The organism is Mesorhizobium sp. C432A (assembly GCF_030323145.1).
In the GTDB taxonomy this organism is placed as follows: domain Bacteria; phylum Pseudomonadota; class Alphaproteobacteria; order Rhizobiales; family Rhizobiaceae; genus Mesorhizobium.
In genome coordinates, this window is the sequence record NZ_CP100470.1 from 902,780 (window position 1) to 921,467 (window position 18,688).

The window sequence follows — 18,688 nt, forward strand, 5'->3', positions numbered from 1 at the left end:
AACCCTCTTTCCTGCGACCCTAAACCATAGCCACTGTTCAGACGATGGTGTCGAAGAGCCGCAGGATGAACGACCCCTGGTAGATCAGTGTGCCGACGACGAAGGCAATGTGAAAACGGCGGTCGCGCACCAGTATGGCGGCTATGCACAGCGCCACGAAAACCGGCGTTCGGAACAGATATTCATTGCCGTAGCGGGCGAAATGCTCGGGACCTTTCAGCAGCGTGTCGACGACATCGAGCAGATAGGTGGCCGCCAGCAGGCCGAAGAACCAGCCGCGGCGCGAATAGAAGAAATCCTCGTAGCTGGTGTAGTCGAGCATCGAATCCGGAAACAGCAGCGCGCACAGCAGGAACAGCGTGATGGCGTAGAAGATCAGGAACAGGTACTTGCCGAAAGTCCAGACCTCTATGGTGTAGAGGCCGAACTCCCACCACCAGAAATGCACCAGCAGCAACAGCATGGAGGCGACCCAGCCGAGGTGCACGGGATAGAGCCTGTACTGGCCGGGATGCTGGACGATTCGCGCCACCCCCGACAGCAGGCGAGCGACGCCAAGTCCGATCACCATGCCCATGACGATGCGGATATGCGGGAAGATGTCGTGGGCGGAGGCTATTTCGGTGACCATGACCTGCTACGCGGTTCTTTGAGCCGCATATTGCGGTGGGACCGACCGGGTCGCAACGGAATTTGCCGGGTCGATCAAATCGCCCCTCGCCTCAAAACAGGAAATACCGCTGCGCCATCGGTAGCACGCTTGCCGGCTCGCAGGTCAGTAGCTCGCCATCGGCGCGAACCTCATAGGTTTCGGGATCGACCTCGATATGCGGCGTGGCGTCGTTGAGGATCATCGAGTGCTTGCCGATGCCGCCACGGGTATTTTCGACCGCGACGAACTGCTTGTCGACGCCGAGCCTGCCATGCAGGCCGGACTCCAGCGCCGCCTTGGAAACGAAGGTCACCGACGAGTTGGTCCTGGCCTTGCCATAGGCGCCGAACATCGGGCGGTAGTGCATGGGCTGGGGGTCGGGATAGAGGCGTTGGGGTCGCCCATCGGGGCTGCGGCTATCATGCCGCCGATCAGCACCATGTCCGGTTTGACGCCGAAGAAGGCTGGGTTCCACAGCACCAGATCGGCGCGCTTGCCGACCGCGATCGACCCGATGTCCCTGGACAGCCCATGCGCGATGGCCGGGTTGATGGTGTATTTGGCGATGTAGCGGCGGACGCGGAAATTGTCGTTGTTGCCGGTCTCCTGCGGCAATGACCCGCGCTGGCGCTTCATCTTGTCGGCGGTCTGCCAGGTGCGGATCGCCACCTCGCCGACACGGCCCATGGCCTGCGAGTCCGACGAGATGATCGAGAAGGCGCCGATATCGTGCAGAATGTCTTCCGCCGCGATGGTCTCCTTGCGGATACGGCTTTCGGCAAAGGCGATGTCTTCAGGGATCGACGGCGACAGATGGTGGCAGACCATCAGCATGTCGAGATGCTCGGCCAGCGTGTTGACGGTGTAGGGCCGCGTCGGGTTGGTCGAAGACGGAATGACGTTGGGCAGGCCGCAGACCTTGATGATATCGGGCGCATGGCCGCCGCCGGCGCCTTCGGTGTGGAAGGCGTGGATGGTGCGGCCCTTGATGGCGGCGACGGTGTTCTCCACAAAGCCGGATTCGTTCAGCGTGTCGGTGTGGATCATCACCTGCACGTCGTAATCGTCGGCAACCGACAGGCAGCAATCGATGGCCGCCGGCGTCGTCCCCCAGTCCTCGTGCAGCTTCAGCGAGCAGGCCCCGCCCAGCACCATTTCCTCCAGCGCTGCCGGCAGCGAGGCGTTGCCCTTTCCGGACAGGCCGATGTTCATCGGGAAAGCGTCGGAGGACTGGATCATGCGCGCCATGTGCCAGGGTCCGGGCGTGCAGGTGGTGGCCAGCGTGCCATGCGCCGGGCCGGTGCCGCCGCCGAGCATGGTGGTGATGCCCGACATCAGCGCTTCGTCGATCTGCTGCGGACAGATGAAGTGGATGTGCGCGTCGAAGCCGCCGGCGGTGAGGATCTTGCCCTCGCCGGCGATGATCTCTGTACCGGGGCCGATGATGATGGTGACGCCGTCCTGCGTGTCGGGATTGCCGGCCTTGCCGATCGCCGCGATGCGGCCGTCCCTGAGACCTATATCGGCCTTGAAGATGCCGGCCGTGGCATCGACCACCAGCGCGTTGGTGATGACCGTGTCGACCGCGCCGCCGGCGCGCGACACCTGGCTCTGGCCCATGCCGTCGCGGATGACCTTGCCGCCGCCGAATTTCACCTCCTCGCCATGGACGGTGAGGTCCTTTTCAACCTCGATAAACAGCTCGGTGTCGGCCAGGCGCACTCTGTCGCCGACCGTCGGGCCATACATCTGCGCGTAGGCGGCGCGGGTAATTCTAGCCATCAGTCAATGCTCCCCAAACGAGAGTCCGGCCGCAGCCGAACTCCACATCGTCGCCATCCAATGGTCATGCAATGACCCGCTTGGCGACACCTTCTGATCCCATTTGGCCGTTGAGGTGGACGTGCCACCCCAAACCGCCCGTTTGCCAAACCCTTGGCCAAATCGATGAAAGGAAAATACATGCGCAAAATCATCGTTCTTGCAGCCGCCGCCACGCTGGCCTCCGCAACCGTAGCCGGCGCCCAGCAACAGCCCACGCCGCAACCGAAGCCGGCGGCGCCCAGCGCTCAGCCGGCGGCGCCGGCGATCCAGAAGGTCAACATCGTCGATATCAGCGAATTGCCCAAGGCCACCCAGACGCAGGTCAATCAGGTGATCGCCCAGCGTGGCGATGCCGGGCTGCAGAAACTGCGCTCTTCGATCGACGCGACGCCGCAGATCAAGTCGGCGCTCGAAGCCAAGGGGCTCACCTCGGCACAGGTGGTCGCCGCCAGCATGACCACCGATGGCGCGCTGACCCTTGTCACCAAGAAGGCAAGCTGAAAGAAGCGCTTGGCGGGCCGGCACCCGGCCCGCCAGCCCACAGGGAACCTTCGCCCGACAGGAGGCGTTTCGTTCCTTTGGCGCCGAACGGCGTTGCACAGAAAAGTCCACCAGGAGTGAGCAATGCCTGTCTTTGCCGACACCAGATGGCTCCAGAGCCTTGCTGCCTGCACATTTCTCGCAGCTTTCGGCCCGCAAGCCGCGCAAGGTCTTGAAAGCGCTGACGCCGTCAACCGGGCCGACACCGTCAACAGGATCGTCGGCTCCGATGTCCGGCAGGAGGAGGCGCGGACGGAACCACAGACCAACAAGATCATCACCGCGATCGAGCGGACGCGTGAGAACATCGGCGCCGTGCGCAAGACGTCCAAGCTCGATACTGTGGATATCGTCTTCCTCACCGACGCGGCGCGCAGCGAAGGCGGCCCGCCGCCGGCGGTCGAGAGCAAGGTCGAACAGCATCAGGACGACATTGCGGAACTGCGCAAGGAGATCGACGCCAACGCCTTGCTGTTCAACGCCATCGATTCGCGGCGCGTGCTTACGGAAGACGTCCTTGCGGTGGAATTCGACGGCTCGGCAAGAATCGTCATCTACGCGGCGGCCAGGCCGTCGAACTGACCTCAGGGCGCCCGACCCCGTCGATCTCACAGCCTGCCCATGATCTTCTGCTGAAAACCGTAGACCTCGCGTTTTCCTCCGAACGGCACCAGCGTGACGTCCCGCTCTTGTCCCGGTTCGAAGCGCATCGCGGTGCCGGCGGCAATGTCCAGACGCATGCCGCGCGCTTTGTCGCGATCGAATTTCAACCCCTCATTGGTCTCGAAGAAATGGTAGTGGCTGCCGACCTGGATCGGCCGGTCGCCGCTGTTGGCCACCTTCAGCGTCACCGTCGGCAGCCCCTTGTTGAGCTCGATGTCGCCGCTTGCCGTGATGATTTCGCCGGGAATCATCGTTAGCCTCACAAAACGCCGAAGACCAGGCCGACGGCAGCACAGGCAGCACCTGCGGCGCGGGCAAGCCCGCGAAAGCGCATGCCGAGGCCAAGGCCGGCAGCGATGCCCATGGCATGGAGAAGTGCGGTGGCAACGGCAAAGCCGGCCATATAGTCAAGCCCACCTGCATTTTCCGGCACTTCGGTGCCGTGGGCATGGCCATGGAACAGCGCGAACAGGCCAATGATGGCGACTCCGGCCGAGACCGGCAGATCGACCGCCAACGCCACCAGAAAGCCAAGCGCGACGACGGAGGCAAGGATGCCCGGTTCGACGAAAGGCACCGGCACGTGGAGCATGCCGAGCGCGCCGCCGACCAGCATTACGCCGACAAAGGCCAGCGGCCAGGCCCAGATCGCCTTGCCGCCCTTGAGCGCCGCCCACAGGCCGACGGCGACCATGACGGTCATATGGTCGAGGCCGGACAGCGGATGCGCGAAGCCCGCCGCGAAGGACGAGGTGGTGCCGATGCCGACATGGGCATAGGCGGGCATCGCCGCCGCCAGCAGCAGGATCGCTGCAAGCGTGGTGCGTTTGGTTGAAGCAGAGATCATCGGTCTTCCCTTCGAAGTCACGAAAACAATCACGCAGCCTTGCGCGGGCCGCAGCCCTCGGCCTTGAGCACGCGTTGGGTCGAGGCCGGATATTTCACCAGTTTCTCCACTGGGCGGATCGGGCGTGCGGAAAAATTGCCGCCGCAGTTCGGGCAGACGCCGCCCAGCACATGTTCAGCGCAGTCAGCGCAGAAGGTGCATTCAAAGGTGCAGATCAGCGCGTCCGCCGCTTCCGGCGGCAGGTCCTTGTCGCAGCATTCGCAATTCGGTCGCAGCTCCAGCATCGTTTTTCTCCTCACCTGATCGGTTCGTGAACGGTCACCAGCTTGGTGCCGTCGGGAAAGGTCGCCTCGACCTGCACGTCGTGGATCATCTCGGCGATGCCTTCCATCACCTGCGCGCGGGTGATGACATGGGCGCCGGCCTCCATCAGTTCGGCGACCGGGCGGCCGTCGCGGGCGCCCTCGACGACGAAATCGGTGATCAGCGCGATCGCTTCGGGGTGATTGAGCTTGACGCCGCGTCCCAGCCGCTTGCGCGCCACGATCGCCGCCATGGCGATGAGCAGCTTGTCCTTTTCACGCGGCGTCAGGTTCATGCGCTTTCCTGGATTTGGCCTGTATTTGGCTCAGAGTGACCATAATTTGGGCAGACCCGCCCGCCCGTTGAGCAGTTCGACGAGCGGAACCAGCCGCTTGCGCAGCTGGTAGCCGTCCTCGGCAAACAGCCTCGCAAGAAGCTTGCCAGATTTTTTGACGCTCCAGGCGCTGGCATCGCCGTCGGCGCCGACGATGTCGCGGGCCGGATCGAGCAAGGCTTCGGCCTGCGGCGAGACCATCAGCAGCGTCGCAGCGGCAATGGCGCCGCCGGCGACCGCCGGGCGGCCAAGTGCCGCCGCGATAGCCGGCCCGATGCGGAAATCCTCGGCATGAACGAGCGCACCATCCTGGCGGACACGCCAACGGTCGTGGAAATGGCCGTGCGCGGCCTCTTCGCCCATGGCGAGGCGGCCGAATATGGTGGCTTCAAGCAGCAATGCCTCGGCGCCTGCGGCAAGCTCGACCTCGAGCGTGCGGGCAAAGGCCGAGCGGTCGAAGACGATGGTTTCCTGGGGCAGCCAGGCGATACGCCCGCCCGCGCCGACGCTGAGCTTCACCCGAACTTCGGCGCGGTCGCTAGCGGCACGATAGATCTTTTCGCAGGCCTGGGTGGTTATCGAGGCGGAGGCACCTGGCCCGACATCGATTTCCCAGCCGAGCCGGTCGCCGCCGGTCAGGCCGCCGGCGGTGTTGATGAGCACGGCTTCGAGCGGATCGGCTGCAACGGCCGGCATGCGGATTTTGGCCGAGCCGTCCTGATAGAGGCGCAAAAGCCGGGTGCGTCCGTCCCCGACGCCGCACGCAAGCCGGGCCGCCCCGGCCGCGCGCTGGGCCGGAAGAGCCGGGATCAAGACATGCTGCAACGTATCCATGGCGCTAACGTTAAGCACTCCCGGCGCTTTGTCGATATGGTGCTTGTTGATATAGCTTGTTGCTTGACAGCGTTTCCGTTTCTATAGAGGGAGCCTCTTTGGAACGGTCATGCTGCGCCTGGCGGGTTTTTGAAGGCGACGGCGATTTCAGTCCAGGCAACAGGGGCGCCAACCAATCGGCACCGCGACGTTATAAAATTGGGGAAGGAATCGAATGGCTGACGAGCTGGCAACGGAAATCATCGCCAAGATCAGGGCACATGCGGAGCCCGGTGGCGAAGAGATCACCACCAATACGGAATTGACCGCGCTTGGCATCCATTCCCTGGAACTGACCGAGATCATCTTCGATCTCGAGGAGCAGTACGGCATCGAGATCGAGATGAACACGGTCGATGCCTGGAGCAATCTCAAGAATGTCGGCGATATGGTTGAGGCTGTTCGCGCGCTGATTGCGAAAAAAGCCTGAGCTGAATGCAAAAGCGCGTCGTCATTACCGGCATCGGCGGCATATGCGGGCTCGGCGCCAATGCGCCTGCAATCTGGAACGAAATGCGGGCCGGCCGATCGGCCATCGGTCAAATCAGCAATCCCGGTTTGCATGATTTGAAGGTCAAGGTCGGCTGCGAAATCAAGACGCTGCCCGACCATGGCATCAGCCACAAGCAGACCGTGTCGATGGACCGCTTCAGCCTTTTGGCGACGATTGCCGCGCGCGAAGCCATGCAGCATGCCGGCCTGACATCGAATGAAGCAACCACCTACCGGATGGGCGCGGTCGTCGGCGTCGGCGTCTGCGGCTGGGAGGCGATCGAGGAGAACTACCGCGCCATCCTGGTCGACGGCAAGAACCGGGCCGGCATCTTCACCGTGCCGAAAGTGATGCCGAGTGCGGCGTCCGGCCATGTCAGTATGAATCTCGGCCTGCGCGGGCCGGTGTTCGGCGTCACTTCGGCCTGTTCGTCGTCGAATCATGCCTTTGCCTCGGCGGTCGACCAGATCCGGCTCGGCCGCGCCGATGTCATGGTCGCCGGCGGCACCGACGCGCCGCTGCTCTGGGGCATCCTGAAAGGCTGGGAAGCCCTGAGGGTGCTGGCGCCCGATACCTGCCGGCCGTTCTCGGCCGATCGCCAGGGCCTGTCGCTCGGCGAAGGTGCTGGAATGGCGGTGCTGGAAACGTATGAACACGCCATGGCCCGCGGCGCGACCATTCTGGCCGAATTTGCCGGAGCCGGCCTTTCCGCCGACGCTTCCGATATCGTCGCGCCGACTGTCGAGGGACCGACTGCGGCGATGCGCGCCTGCCTGGCGGACGCCGGGCTCAATCCCGAGGACGTCGATTATCTCAACGCCCACGGCACCGGCACCAAGGCCAACGACCAGATCGAGACGGCGGCAATCAAGCGCGTCTTCGGCGACCATGCCTACAAGCTGTCGGTGTCGTCGACCAAGTCCATGCATGCCCATTGCCTCGGCGCCTCGGGCGGCCTGGAAATGATCGCCTGCGTGATGGCGATCCGCGAAGGCATCGTGCCGCCGACGGCCAATTTCCGGCAGGCCGACCCCGACTGCGATCTCGACATCACGCCGAATGTGGCGCGCGAGCGCAAGGTGCGCGCGGCGATCAGCAACGGTTTTGCCTTCGGCGGCACCAATGCCGTGGTGGCGTTCAAGGCGGTCTGACGGCAAGCGACTGGCCTGAGCGACTGGCCCTGAATGACTGCGAAGACGGTGTGTGCACCTTCGACCGGTTGATCGGCAAAGAAGCCGAGGATAATCCTTCGCAACTCGCCAGACGGCGCGATACCGCGCCAAATTCCCGACCGGAGCTTTCGATGACCGACCTGTCCGCCTTTCCGATCACCAAGCGCTGGCCGGCCAGCCACCCCGACCGCCTGCAGCTCTATTCCGCGACGACGCCGAATGGGGTGAAAGTCTCGATCGCGCTGGAAGAACTCGGCCTCCCCTACGAGGCGCATCTGGTGGATATCGGCAAGGACCAGAGCTGGACGCCGGAATTCCTGTCGCTGAACCCGAACGGCAAGATACCCGCGGTCATCGACCCCGACGGGCCGGGCGGCAGGCCATTCGGCCTGTTCGAATCCGGCGCCATCCTGCTCTACCTCACCGACAAGACCGGCAAGCTGATCCCTGCCGATCCGGCGCGGCGCTACGAGACCATCCAATGGGTGTTCTTCCAGATGGCGGCGATCGGGCCGATTTTCGGACAGGTCGGGTTTTTCAACAAATTCGCCGGACGCGAGATCGCCGACAAGCGGCCGCTGGATCGCTACCGCAATGAATCGCGGCGGCTGATCGGGGTGCTGGAGACGCGGCTGAAGGGTCGAACCTGGATCATGGACGACGACTATACCATCGCCGACATTTCGATGCTGGGCTGGGTGCGCAATCTGATCGGCTTCTACGAGGCGCGCGAACTCGTCGGCTTCGACGACTTCCCCACCGTCGCGGCATGGCTGGAGCGCGGGCTGGCGCGGCCCGCGGTGCAGCGCGGCCTGACCATTCCCGCCAGGAATTGACCTCGGCCAGCCGAAGCAGCCGGGTCTATTTCGCCTTGGCCTTGCTTTTCGAGCCGCCCTTGCCGATGACGGACGCAGCGAGCGACGCAGCGCCCCTGGCTGTCGCCGCCACCGCACCAGCGGCGACATTGGCGGTCGCCTTGACGGTGCGCATCGCGCCGCCGGCCACCGAGCCGCTGCTTGCCGGCTTCTTGGGTTTGGCGGTTTTCGCCGTCACCTTTGCCGTCGCCACCGGTTCTACCTTCTTTGGCGCCGCTTTGCCGAAAGCCGGCTTTGCGTCCTTGGACCGCTCGGCGATCGCCGGGCCGGCGCCTGCCTTCGCCTGCGTGGCCTTTGCCTGCCTGGCTTTGGGTTGAGCGGTCTTGCTCTTGGCGGGTGTTTTTGCCTTGGTTGCCATCTGACGGTTCCCTCACGGCGGCACGATTGCCGATGAGAGATAACGACCTGAAAGTCTTAAGGTTCCCGTTCCGAAGTCCAGCGAACTATGCGGGATCGCCAACAACCAGGTCGGCGGACCTGCGACGGCCGAGCACGCGATCGATGTTGGGCATGTCGTTGGAAGCGATCCAGGCGCGGGCGTCTTCGTCGGAGCGGCCATGCTCGTGCCAGCGCACCAGAAGGCGGCGCTCGAGTTCGGCACGCGGCACATCGACAAAGATGGTGAAGTCGAACAGCGGCGCCAGCCGCGACCACGGCTCCTCGTCCAGCAGGAGGTAATTGCCTTCGACCAGGATGAACTTGGTCTCGGCGGCAACGATGGAGGCGGCGGCGCGCGACAATTCCATGCTGCGGTCGAACACCGGAATGGCGATGTCTGGCTCGCCCGAACGGATGCGCTTCAACAGCGTCTCGAAGCCGGCGAAGTCGAAAGACTCCGGCGCGCCCTTTCTTGACCGCAGGCCGCGCTGGTCGAGCACGATGTCGTCATAGTGGAAGCCGTCCATCGGCACGACTTCAGCCGCGCCCTCCGGCAACAGATCATGCAGGCCGGCCGAGAGCGTCGACTTGCCGGCGCCGGGCGGGCCGGCAATGGCGACGATGAAGCGTTTCGCCTTGCCAGCGCGCTTGAAGATGGTGGCGGCGAGATGGGCGATTTCGGACATTGGGCGCTTCCAGTTATGCTTTGCATCTTGTCGGCAGTTTGAGGAAATTTCAAACCGCGATTTGGGCAATCTCACGACATCCGCCACGTCAGCGCTGCCCCTCGTCGCCCTGCCGGTGTGCAGCCGATAGATGGGTAACACTTCTCCCCCTATGCGTCCGCCGCAGCGCCAAGCAGATTGGTTGGCGCGGCGGTGCGGCGGACAAGCTCCATGTGCCGTGTGTCGAGGATGCCGGCAGGCAGGTGAGGGGCAGGGCCAGCGTTCGAAAATCAGCCGGGCTGGCCGATCCGCAGGAAATCGCTGTCGAATGCGACATCGCGGGTCGAACCATCGGCTCCGGTGAGATGCATGTGACCTGAGGCTGTCCCGATAGCGCGCGGCGGCTCGCCGCTCGCCAGCGGCAGCGTGCCGATGACATGGCGGAAGGAGACTTCGCCGCCGAGGGTAAAAGCGGTCGCGACCCCTTCGCGCTTCAGCCAATTGTCGTCGATCGATGCGGCATGGCCGATGGCGGCGCGGCCGTCCTCGATGCCGAGCACGCCGCGATGGCGGCTGCTCCACGGCGCGTAGTCGCGGCCGCCATTGCTGAACCACAGCATGGTGACCGGAAGCTCCGCCGGGTTCTTCAGCACCAGCACCAGATCCTGTTCGGCCCGGCGCGCCAGCGCCGTCCAGCCCGGACCGTCATGATCGGCTTCGACCAGGGTGATGAAATCCTCGCGCTCATCCTCCATGCGGTAGTCGGTGAGATCGAGCGTGCCGCCGCCAGTGGCTGGAAAGCGCGTCAGATCGGTCGAGCGGGCGGGATAGAAAAGCTTGAAGCGGCCGCGGGCCGGATCGGGCTCCAGCGGTGCGTCCAGTGTCCCGGCAAAGCGCTTCGGCGAAAAGGCCAGCCGGCCGCCATCGCGCATCGCCGCCATCGGATGGTGGGCGGCGGAGACCGCTCCGGAACCGCCGGAAAAGACATGCTCCTGATAGAGGAAGGGATGACTGTTGCGGAGCGTGAAGATCTTGTCGACCGTCGCGCCCATCACCGTGCGGCGCAACCGGAAGACGGCCCGCCAGCCGTCGGATGTCGCTTCGCTGACGGTGACATCCCAGGGGCTGTTGGCCGGCCAGCCATGCAGCGGTGCGGCCTCGATGTCGCTGGCCGAAAACGGTGCGCATAGGAAATCGCCCGACAGCCGCACCGTGCCTTGAGGCAGATCCGGCGGCAGCGTCTCGCCGGCATCGATCCAGGGCGCGCGGTGCAGCGGCTTCAGCTGGCGGCCATCGCTGTCGACCGTTATGTCGGCGATATGGCCGACAGTGAGATCGAGCGTGACCGAAATGCCCTTTGCCTTGATCGTGACCGTATCCATCCGCGCACCTGCTGATTCTGATGGCAGCGAACAAACCCGCTCCGCGAGGGATGCGCAAGCACAGCGACCGGCATTTTGCATCAGGGCGATTTTTACCCTCCCCCTTGTGGGGAGGGTCGGCGAGCGATCGGAGCGAAGCGGAGATCGATCGACGGGGTGGGGGTAGCGCCCTACAAGGACCCCCACCCCGATCCGCTACGCGGATCGACCCTCCCCACATGGGGGAGGGTGGACGCCTACTGCCGTTTGTACTCCCGGACCGGCGACTTGGTGCCGTCGGTGTAGGTGACCTGCACCGCCATCGATGTCACGTTGTCGGCGACCTTGAAGTAAGGCTGGTAGTCATAAGGAATGGCGTAGGGGTCCTTCTTGTCGCAAGGCGGCAGCTTGATCTCCTTGTCGAGCGCCGTGCCGTTCAGGCTGTAGCGCACCTCCTTGATGCCGCAGCGGAATGACAGCATCTGGGAGAAATAGACCAGGCCGTGATTGCCGCTGGCGTCGAAGGCGATCCACGACGTCCAGAACTGGTCGAGGATCTGTTTGTTGCCCTGTTGCAGCGCCGCGTCCGGATCGAAACTTATGTCGAACGGCCCGGTCTCGCGGCCCCTGAGATCGAGATATTTGACCCCGATGGTGGTGGCCGTGGTGCTGTCGGGCAATTCGAAGCTCGGATTGGGCATCGGCTTGCCGGTGCGCTGGTCGTTCATCGCCATCAGCCCGGTGTCGGTGAACGGACCTGACACACCCATGCGCCAGGAAATGCCGGTCGCGGCCTCGGGGAGCGAGATGGAGATCGTCCAGCCGGCATTGGAGCGCATCGGCGTCAGCGTCGGGGCAAAGCGTGCTGGGTCGAGCACGTCGCCAAGCGCCGTCAGGCGGGTACGGCTGCGGTCGAGCCAGTCGGCGAGCTGCGTCTGGTCGACGAAATATTTGAGCAGCCCGCCTTCCTTTTCATAGGAGACGAACCTGGTCAGCGCCTCGGCCTCGCTGCGCTTGTCGGACAGCGACTGGACGCCGAGGCGATCCTCGGAAAACTCCTGCGCGAGCAGGTAATAGGCCGGTGCGAAATCCGGATTGGCCGCGATGAAGGCGTTGAGCTTGTCGAGACGTTGGGCATCGTCGAACTGCAGGATATGGACCAGCTTGATCGACAGCGCCTTGGCCTTGTCGGCCAGGGCGCCGAACACTTCGCGGGCGCCGGCCTTGCCGTCCTGCACGCGCAGCAGGGTGGCGAAGCGTGTGTAGGGATCGACGGCGTCGACGTCGAAACCGGCGAAAGCGAGATAGGAGCGCCGCGCATTCAGCATGTCGCCGGACAGCTCGTAGACGCGGGCATTGTGATAGAATTCGTCCGGCCGCTTCGGCTCGGCGATCGTCCCGCCCTGCGCGGCCAATGCGGCAAAGCCCTTGGCGATGGTGTCGATCGAGGCGGCGATCTGATCGGTGGTCGCCTGAAGCTTGTCCGCCTGCTCCGCCTGTTTCTGCTGGCCGGCAGCGAGCGTTTCGGTCGTCTGCTTGACCGCCTCTACCGACTTTTGCGTCTGCGCGCCCTGCTCAGCCTGCTGCTGCTGGGTCGACGCAATTTCCTCGGTCTTCTTCGCCACCGCGTCGGTCGATTGCTTGACCTGATCGACCGCCAGCTTCGTCTCGGTTACCGTTTGCTCGATCCTGGCCACCCTGGCCGAGACGATGCCCATCTGCTGCTGCAGGTCGGCGATGGCCGGCACCAGGCCGGCGATCACACCGTTCTGCGAATTGGTCTGCTGCTGCAGGCCATAGACGCCGCCGGCGACGGCGGCAGCGCTGGTGGCAAAGATCAGCGCCGGGAGCGCTTTGGCGGCCAGCACCAGCCGCAGAACGATGGCAATGGCGATGATGGCCGCGGCAACCGAAGCGAGCAGCGCGATATAGGCGGCGAATGGCGCCAGCGGATTGAGGATGTCGGAGGCCGCACCGCCGATAAAGGCGACGCTGCCGGCCCATTTGCCGGTGCGGCTGAGCGAAGCCCTGATAAGAGATGGCGCAGCCGCGCCGATGTCACCGGTCATTGTCAAATCCCCCAAGCAATTGCCGCCTCTATAGCAGCACCGCGACCCCGCAGGCAAAACAGGACAGGAAGCAGGCGATTTCGGGGCGGGTGGGCGGATGTCGAGGTTGCCGTTTCAGCGCCGATGGTTGGCGAAGCCGAAGCGACATCTGATCTCCCCCCTTGCGGGGGAGATTGGCAGCGTCATCGGCAGCTCCGCCGTTAACCAAATGGACGAACACAATGGGTTAGGCTAGGTTCCGGCCCTCTCAGCAACGCCGGACTTGACTTGCCAAATTTCCATTTCCCCTCCCCCGCCCAGAAATTTCTCGCAGCCCTCCTGCTGCTTGTCTTCGTGGCCGGCTGCAGCACCACCGCACCGCCCGACAGCGTGCTGGCGGTGCCGGCGCCGCAGGAGAAATATGCGGCCATCGTCGTCGATGCCGGCAGTGGCAAGACGCTGTTCGAAGTCAGTTCGAGGGCGCAACGCTATCCGGCGTCGCTGACCAAGATGATGACGCTGTATCTGCTGTTCGAGGCGCTGGAGTCCGGCCGCGTCTCGAAGGAAACGCAGATCCCGGTCTCCGACAATGCCGCCCGGCAGCCGCCGACCAAATTGCGCTTCAAGCGCGGCGAGAGCATCGATGTCGATTCGGCGATCCGGGCGATCGTGGTCAAGTCGGCCAATGACGTGGCGGTGGCGGTGGGCGAATATCTCGGCGGCTCGGAGGACCAATTCGCCGCCATGATGACGTCCAAGGCGCGCCAGATCGGCATGAGCAGCACCGTCTTCCGCAATGCCTCCGGCCTGCCCGACGATGGCCAGCACACATCGGCGCGCGACATGGCGACGCTGGGGATGGCGCTGCGCGCCCGCTTCCCGCAGCAGTTCCACTATTTCTCCGAAAGCGACTTCATGTTCCGCGGCCGGCTGGTGCGCGGCCACAACGACATGCTCGGCCGGGTGCGCGGCGTCGACGGCATCAAGACCGGCTATATCAGGGCATCCGGCTACAATATCGTCACGTCCTACAATGCCGACGGCCGGCATCTGATCGTCGTGGTGATGGGCGCCGACAGCGCACGCCAGCGCAACGACCATGTCGAAGCGCTGATCCAGCGCAGTCTTTCGCCGATGCTGGCCGATACGAAGACGCGGCTGATGTTTGCGGGAGATCAGCCGGCCGCGTCGCCCGGCCTGCCGCCGCCTGGTTTGCCGGCGCAGGGGTCGCAGTTGCCTGGTTTACCGCCGCAATAGAACCCGTCGTTGGGTGGAGGAACTCTGAAACGCGGCGGGACAGCACCCCCCTCTGGCCTGCCGGCCATCTCCCCCTCAAGTGGGGAGATTAGCAGCTTCGGCGTCTCGCCTCTTTTTCGTGTTTGGCGAAGCCATGGCAACATCTGATCTCCCCCCTTGAGGGGGAGATGTCCGGCAGGACAGAGGGGGGTCGTGAAGGATCGCTGCCTCATCTTAACTCTGCAGCAGGCGCGACCTCCGTCGGCAACAGCACTTCGGCGGTCTGGTTGCCGACCAGCAGGCGAGCGAGGCCCCGGGGGGCTGCGCCGCCACAGGCAATTGCAGCAGGCATTCATCACAAGCGCTTGCACAAGCCCCCAATCTTCACCGCCACAGTGGCTATGGCGTGCCGGCTTGGCGTATCGTGGGCGCGACAGCAGGAGCCGGCATCATGAGCCCAAAACCATCCGAACAGGCCGCCAATGAAAACGACAGCGGCGGCGAGTATTTCGAGGCGCCGACCGACCACGACGCCGAGCTGGCGGCCGACGAGGCGCTGGAAGCGCCCGATGTGCCGGACTCCGAACCCCATGGCCGCCTGAAGCCGAAGCGAAAGCCGTCGGCGATTTCGGGCCGCAAATTCCGCAAGCGCGACCTGGTGCGCATCGACGATCTGAGGCCGAGCCTGGCCGACCGCATCCGCTCCGATCATCCCGACCTGCCGCGCGGCGCCCGCATCAGCCGCGAGGAGCTCGGCCGCTACCGCATGCGCTACATGGAGGAGCTGCTGCAGCAGGAGCATGGCGAATTCTCCGAGCTCGACCGCCAGGTGGTCGAATCGATCGCCAGGCAGGACACGATTTCGGAAAACTCGGAAGAGGAGTTCGAGGAGCACCGCTCGTTCGCCGACCGCGTCTCCGACAACATGGCGGCTTTCGGCGGCAGCTGGTGGTTCCTGATCTCGTTCGGCAGCGTGCTTGCGGTGTGGATCGGCATCAATTTGATCGCGGGCGTGAGCAGCGCCTTCGACCCCTACCCCTTCATCCTGCTCAACCTGCTGCTCTCCTGTATCGCCGCCATCCAGGCGCCGATCATCATGATGAGCCAGAGACGGACGGAGGCCAAGGACCGCCTGCGCTCGTTCAACGACTACCGGGTGAACCTGAAAGCCGAGCTGGAAGTGCGCCATTTGCACGAAAAGCTCGACTATCTGATCTCGCGCCAATGGACGCGGCTGGCCGAAATGCAGCAGATGCAGCTGGATGCGATGCACGAACTGACCGGCGCGAAGAAGGCGAAGCGGGCGCCGCGCAGGGTGCGCAGGCGGGTGGCGAAGGTGGAGGTGGCGGGGTGAGTCCCGGGCTGAGGCTGCAAGGCGGACGCGAAGTTGCCGAGCCGCGCGACGTGGCTTCGAAAATATCGCCACGCCAATTGCCCGTTGAAGCCCGCGCCGGCTTCCGCTAAGAAGCCGTGGCTGGCCGGCCTATCGGCTGGTTCGTTTTCAGGTTCCCTGAAGGCACCCGTAGCTCAGCTGGATAGAGCGCTGCCCTCCGAAGGCAGAGGTCACAGGTTCGAATCCTGTCGGGTGCGCCAACTTACCGATGTATTACATTAGCTTAGATAACCCAAAAGCGCGTCGCGCTGAAACGGATTCATGCGATCGCTTTAAAGTCTTTGTTTAATGCATGTCGTTGTTCCAGAACCGCGGCACTTCTGGGCGACATGCATGAGTGCCCGGGTGCAGGCATAGCCGATCAGTCCATACGGTTATTGGCGCGTCGATTACCACTTCCGCCCGTTCAGTCAGACGCTATGCTGCCGACCATGACACGAAGGCGCGCGTTCGTGATGAAGCAAAGTCAACACCGCTTGCATGAGCGGATGACCATTCGCGGCCACCTCGAACCCGCGTCCTTCCTGCCCTGGATCATGCGCCATGCGGCCAAGCTCGGTCTCGCGCACCACATCGCTCATGCAAGCACCGATCGCATCGAACTCGATATTGCCGGTGCGGCGGAACTGATCGACATGATGGAGATGGGATGTTCGCTTGGGCCTATTGAAGTCTGGGTCGAGACGATCGACCGCGCGCCTGTCGAGCAAAAAAACATATAGCTTTGCGTGTGGTTACCCTCCGTTTGCACTTAATTTAATCAATATTGCAATTGCGAAATAATTATGCATACGTCAGCCGCATCGAGCGGTTCGCCAACTCCTTGCGCCGGCATCTCTCTGGTCGGGAAACAGTAGTATCAGTACGGAAAGTAAGGTCATGCTGTCCGACAAGACGGACACCTGGGTGCCGGTCGCCCTTACCCAGGATCTGCCAACAGGACAGGTAATGCCGGCGCGGACGCCCGCCGGTCCCATTGCCCTCTGGCGAAGCCAATCGGGGCGCTTGGCGGCATCGGCGGATCGCTGTCCGCATCGCGGTATGCGCCTCTCCCATGGCTTCGTGCGCGGCGAGGCGCTCTCCTGCATCTATCACGGCTGGACCTATTCGCAGGCCGGTCAGTGTCTGCGCATTCCTGCCCATCCCAGCCTCACGCCGCCGGAGACGATTCGCGTCACGACCCGGTTGGTCAAAGAGGCCGGCGGGATCATCTGGGTCGCTGATGGAGAGCCTGACGGCAAGCCACCCCTTTTTGAGGGTTACGTCCCGCTCCGTTCATTGACGGCCCGTGCCGGACATTCGGCGCTCTCGGTCGCTGCCGGTACGAAGGCCACCGTTGAAGGATACGTCTGGCAGGCGCCCGGCGCGCCGGCAATTCGCCTGCTGCCTATCCCGCAGGAAGCCGGCGAGACGCTGATCCACGTCCTTGTTCCAGCCGATTGCGATGCGTCCGAGCGCATCGCCGCCTCGCGAGCCGCCGAGAGCCTTCGGCGCGTGGCCGAAGGGATCGAGGCGAAAGGGGCTGTGCCATGATCAACGATGCGATGCGCGACGAATGGTATCCGGTCGGGCTTTTCAGCCGGCTCGACCGCGAAGGACGCGAGACCACCCTGATGGGCGAGCCGATCAAGATTGCGCTCGACGCCAATGGCGCGGCGAAAGTGACAGGCGAAAACGGGCGCGTGCTGCCGGTTTCGGTGCGCTATGGCCATATCTGGTCGTCGCTCGGCGAACCGAAGAAACCGGTCTTCCCGATTCCCGAAGCAGACCAGCCCGGGCGCCGCTTCGTCGATGTCGGCGTGGTGCGGGTGCGCTGCTCGCCGCTCCGCGCCGTCGAGAACTTCCTCGACATCGCACACTTCCCCTTCGTCCATACCGACATCCTCGGCTCGGAGCCGCATACCGAGGTCGAAAACTACAAGGTCGAGATCCGCGACGAGGAGGACGAGGTCTGGGCGACCCAGGTGAAGTTCTACCAGCCGCAGGCGGCGAAATCCGCGAGCGGAGGTATCACGACGGAATACATGTACCGCGTGCCGGCTCCGACCTGCTCAGTCCTCTACAAGACCTGCCCGCCGCGCCCGGGCGAATGGGATGTCATTACGCTATTCGTCCAGCCGCTTGCCGAGGATCTCTGCGACGTCTGGCCGTGGATGGCGCTTTTCGATGACGAGACGCCACAGACCGACCTCATCCATTTCCAGCAGACGATTTTCCTGCAGGACCGCTCGATCCTCGAAAACCAGATCCCGCGTCTTCTGCCGCTCGATCCCGGCATGGAAATCCCGACGCGCGCCGACCTGACCTCGGTCGCCTATCGCCGCTGGCTGAAGCGCCACAATTATACCTACGGCGCGCAATTGGTGGCACAGTGAAGCTTTACGACTACATCCTCTCCCCAAGTTGCTACAAGGTGCGCCTGATGGCGACGCTGTCAGGTGTGAAGCTCGAAATCCGCCCGGTCGACTTCCATCCCGGCGCCGAGCATCGTGGCCCCGAGCTTATGGCGCTTAATCCGGGAGGCTCCATCCCGATCCTTGAAGACGGCGACCTGATCCTGACCGAGTCTTCCGCCATGCTTGGCTATCTCGCCGCGAAGGCAGCACCGGCCTGGCTCGGCAGCGGCGCCCCCGAGGAGACGGCGCGCATCCAGCAATGGCTTTCCTTCTCGCACAGGCTGACCGCCAACCTCGGCGGCGCGCGCCTGCATGAGATGCTGCTGCGCCCCGGTGACATCGGTGCGCTTCAGGCCAATGGCATAGCGGCACTACGTGAGCTGGAAGCCGGCCTCTTCGAACAAAAAATGCGTGGCGACCGGTTTCTCGCTTCCGACCGGCCGACGATTGCCGACATTGCTTGTTTTCCCTATGTCGCGCTCGCGCCCGACGGCGGCGTTTCCCTCGATTCGTATCCCACGATCCGGCTCTGGTCGCGAGCGCTCCGCAGCCTCGACAATTTCATCGAGATGCCCGGTATCCACCGGCTGCACGAGTTGAAGCCCGAACCGCGACCCATGCTGGACGAGGCGTGA

At 63.9% G+C, this 18,688-nt stretch carries 21 protein-coding genes, 1 tRNA gene and 1 pseudogene; 12 read left to right on the top strand and 11 right to left on the bottom strand.

Annotated features, from left to right (window positions below; genetic code table 11):
• Positions 1-37 precede the first annotated feature (37 nt).
• Both NLY33_RS04100 and ureC read right to left on the bottom strand, forming a co-directional pair.
• Positions 38-631 (bottom strand): hypothetical protein, encoded by a 594-nt coding sequence (locus tag NLY33_RS04100; protein ID WP_023703722.1) that lies wholly within the window; start codon positions 629-631, stop codon positions 38-40.
• A gap of 91 nt (positions 632-722) precedes the next feature.
• Positions 723-2,434, bottom strand: a pseudogene (gene ureC / locus NLY33_RS04105) (urease subunit alpha).
• A gap of 180 nt (positions 2,435-2,614) precedes the next feature.
• On the opposite strand from ureC, the gene NLY33_RS04110 reads away from it, so the two are divergent.
• Both NLY33_RS04110 and NLY33_RS04115 read left to right on the top strand, forming a co-directional pair.
• Entirely contained in the window at positions 2,615-2,977 is a 363-nt protein-coding gene (locus tag NLY33_RS04110; protein ID WP_023671233.1) for a hypothetical protein, read from the top strand.
• A gap of 123 nt (positions 2,978-3,100) precedes the next feature.
• On the top strand, positions 3,101-3,598 hold the full coding sequence (locus NLY33_RS04115) for a hypothetical protein (RefSeq protein ID WP_023689155.1): 498 nt from the start codon (positions 3,101-3,103) through the stop codon (positions 3,596-3,598).
• A 26-nt stretch (positions 3,599-3,624) separates the two neighbouring features.
• Here NLY33_RS04115 and NLY33_RS04120 read toward each other — a convergent pair whose 3' ends face one another.
• The 5 genes from NLY33_RS04120 to NLY33_RS04140 are packed head-to-tail and all read right to left on the bottom strand — an operon-like array spanning position 3,625 to position 5,997.
• Positions 3,625-3,930 carry an urease subunit beta gene (locus NLY33_RS04120; RefSeq protein ID WP_023671231.1) on the bottom strand — a complete coding sequence of 102 codons (306 nt, stop codon included), beginning with the start codon at positions 3,928-3,930 and terminating at the stop codon, positions 3,625-3,627.
• A gap of 8 nt (positions 3,931-3,938) precedes the next feature.
• Entirely contained in the window at positions 3,939-4,526 is a 588-nt protein-coding gene (locus NLY33_RS04125; RefSeq protein WP_023707764.1) for a HupE/UreJ family protein, read from the bottom strand.
• A 29-nt stretch (positions 4,527-4,555) separates the two neighbouring features.
• On the bottom strand, positions 4,556-4,810 hold the full coding sequence (locus tag NLY33_RS04130) for a DUF1272 domain-containing protein (protein WP_023671229.1): 255 nt from the start codon (positions 4,808-4,810) through the stop codon (positions 4,556-4,558).
• 11 nt (positions 4,811-4,821) lie between these two features.
• Positions 4,822-5,124: an urease subunit gamma gene (locus NLY33_RS04135; RefSeq protein WP_023707763.1), complete on the bottom strand. Its 303-nt coding sequence runs from the start codon at positions 5,122-5,124 to the stop codon at positions 4,822-4,824.
• Between the two features lie 30 nt (positions 5,125-5,154).
• Positions 5,155-5,997 carry an urease accessory protein UreD gene (locus tag NLY33_RS04140; protein WP_023707762.1) on the bottom strand — a complete coding sequence of 281 codons (843 nt, stop codon included), beginning with the start codon at positions 5,995-5,997 and terminating at the stop codon, positions 5,155-5,157.
• A gap of 214 nt (positions 5,998-6,211) precedes the next feature.
• Between NLY33_RS04140 and NLY33_RS04145 the strand changes: the two genes are divergently transcribed.
• The 3 genes from NLY33_RS04145 to NLY33_RS04155 all read left to right on the top strand — a co-directional run bounded on the left by NLY33_RS04145 (position 6,212) and on the right by NLY33_RS04155 (position 8,537).
• Positions 6,212-6,466: an acyl carrier protein gene (locus NLY33_RS04145; RefSeq protein ID WP_023671226.1), complete on the top strand. Its 255-nt coding sequence runs from the start codon at positions 6,212-6,214 to the stop codon at positions 6,464-6,466.
• A gap of 5 nt (positions 6,467-6,471) precedes the next feature.
• Positions 6,472-7,680, top strand: a complete 1,209-nt coding sequence (locus tag NLY33_RS04150; protein WP_023683604.1) for a beta-ketoacyl-[acyl-carrier-protein] synthase family protein — start codon at positions 6,472-6,474, stop codon at positions 7,678-7,680.
• Positions 7,681-7,832: 152 nt separating this feature from the next.
• The gene (locus NLY33_RS04155; RefSeq protein ID WP_023707761.1) at positions 7,833-8,537 is read left to right on the top strand and encodes a glutathione S-transferase family protein; all 705 of its coding nucleotides are present in this window, start codon (positions 7,833-7,835) and stop codon (positions 8,535-8,537) included.
• A 25-nt stretch (positions 8,538-8,562) separates the two neighbouring features.
• Here NLY33_RS04155 and NLY33_RS04160 read toward each other — a convergent pair whose 3' ends face one another.
• The 4 genes from NLY33_RS04160 to NLY33_RS04175 form a co-directional block, all read right to left on the bottom strand.
• The gene (locus NLY33_RS04160) at positions 8,563-8,934 is read right to left on the bottom strand and encodes a hypothetical protein (RefSeq protein ID WP_023683605.1); all 372 of its coding nucleotides are present in this window, start codon (positions 8,932-8,934) and stop codon (positions 8,563-8,565) included.
• Positions 8,935-9,019: 85 nt separating this feature from the next.
• Positions 9,020-9,640 (bottom strand): nucleoside triphosphate hydrolase, encoded by a 621-nt coding sequence (locus tag NLY33_RS04165; protein WP_023707760.1) that lies wholly within the window; start codon positions 9,638-9,640, stop codon positions 9,020-9,022.
• Between the two features lie 269 nt (positions 9,641-9,909).
• Entirely contained in the window at positions 9,910-11,001 is a 1,092-nt protein-coding gene (locus NLY33_RS04170; RefSeq protein ID WP_023707759.1) for a hypothetical protein, read from the bottom strand.
• Between the two features lie 236 nt (positions 11,002-11,237).
• Positions 11,238-13,049 (bottom strand): methyl-accepting chemotaxis protein, encoded by a 1,812-nt coding sequence (locus NLY33_RS04175; RefSeq protein WP_023707758.1) that lies wholly within the window; start codon positions 13,047-13,049, stop codon positions 11,238-11,240.
• Between the two features lie 267 nt (positions 13,050-13,316).
• Here NLY33_RS04175 and NLY33_RS04180 point away from each other — a divergent pair, with 267 nt between their 5' ends.
• The 7 genes from NLY33_RS04180 (at position 13,317) to NLY33_RS04210 (ending at position 18,688) form a co-directional block, all read left to right on the top strand.
• Positions 13,317-14,285: a D-alanyl-D-alanine carboxypeptidase family protein gene (locus tag NLY33_RS04180; protein WP_023707757.1), complete on the top strand. Its 969-nt coding sequence runs from the start codon at positions 13,317-13,319 to the stop codon at positions 14,283-14,285.
• 430 nt (positions 14,286-14,715) lie between these two features.
• Positions 14,716-15,618, top strand: a complete 903-nt coding sequence (locus tag NLY33_RS04185) for a DUF1003 domain-containing protein (RefSeq protein WP_286439498.1) — start codon at positions 14,716-14,718, stop codon at positions 15,616-15,618.
• 162 nt (positions 15,619-15,780) lie between these two features.
• Positions 15,781-15,857 (top strand) — tRNA-Arg (locus NLY33_RS04190).
• Positions 15,858-16,112: 255 nt separating this feature from the next.
• Entirely contained in the window at positions 16,113-16,379 is a 267-nt protein-coding gene (locus NLY33_RS04195) for an acylphosphatase (protein WP_023689148.1), read from the top strand.
• A 157-nt stretch (positions 16,380-16,536) separates the two neighbouring features.
• Positions 16,537-17,190, top strand: a complete 654-nt coding sequence (locus tag NLY33_RS04200) for a Rieske 2Fe-2S domain-containing protein (RefSeq protein WP_023703728.1) — start codon at positions 16,537-16,539, stop codon at positions 17,188-17,190.
• Positions 17,187-18,032 (top strand): aromatic ring-hydroxylating oxygenase subunit alpha, encoded by an 846-nt coding sequence (locus tag NLY33_RS04205; RefSeq protein ID WP_023703729.1) that lies wholly within the window; start codon positions 17,187-17,189, stop codon positions 18,030-18,032. Before NLY33_RS04200 ends, NLY33_RS04205 begins: the two co-directional genes overlap by 4 nt.
• Positions 18,029-18,688, top strand: coding sequence for a glutathione S-transferase family protein (locus NLY33_RS04210; protein ID WP_023689145.1), 660 nt, complete (start codon positions 18,029-18,031; stop codon positions 18,686-18,688). The genes NLY33_RS04205 and NLY33_RS04210 overlap by 4 nt, the downstream gene beginning before the upstream one ends.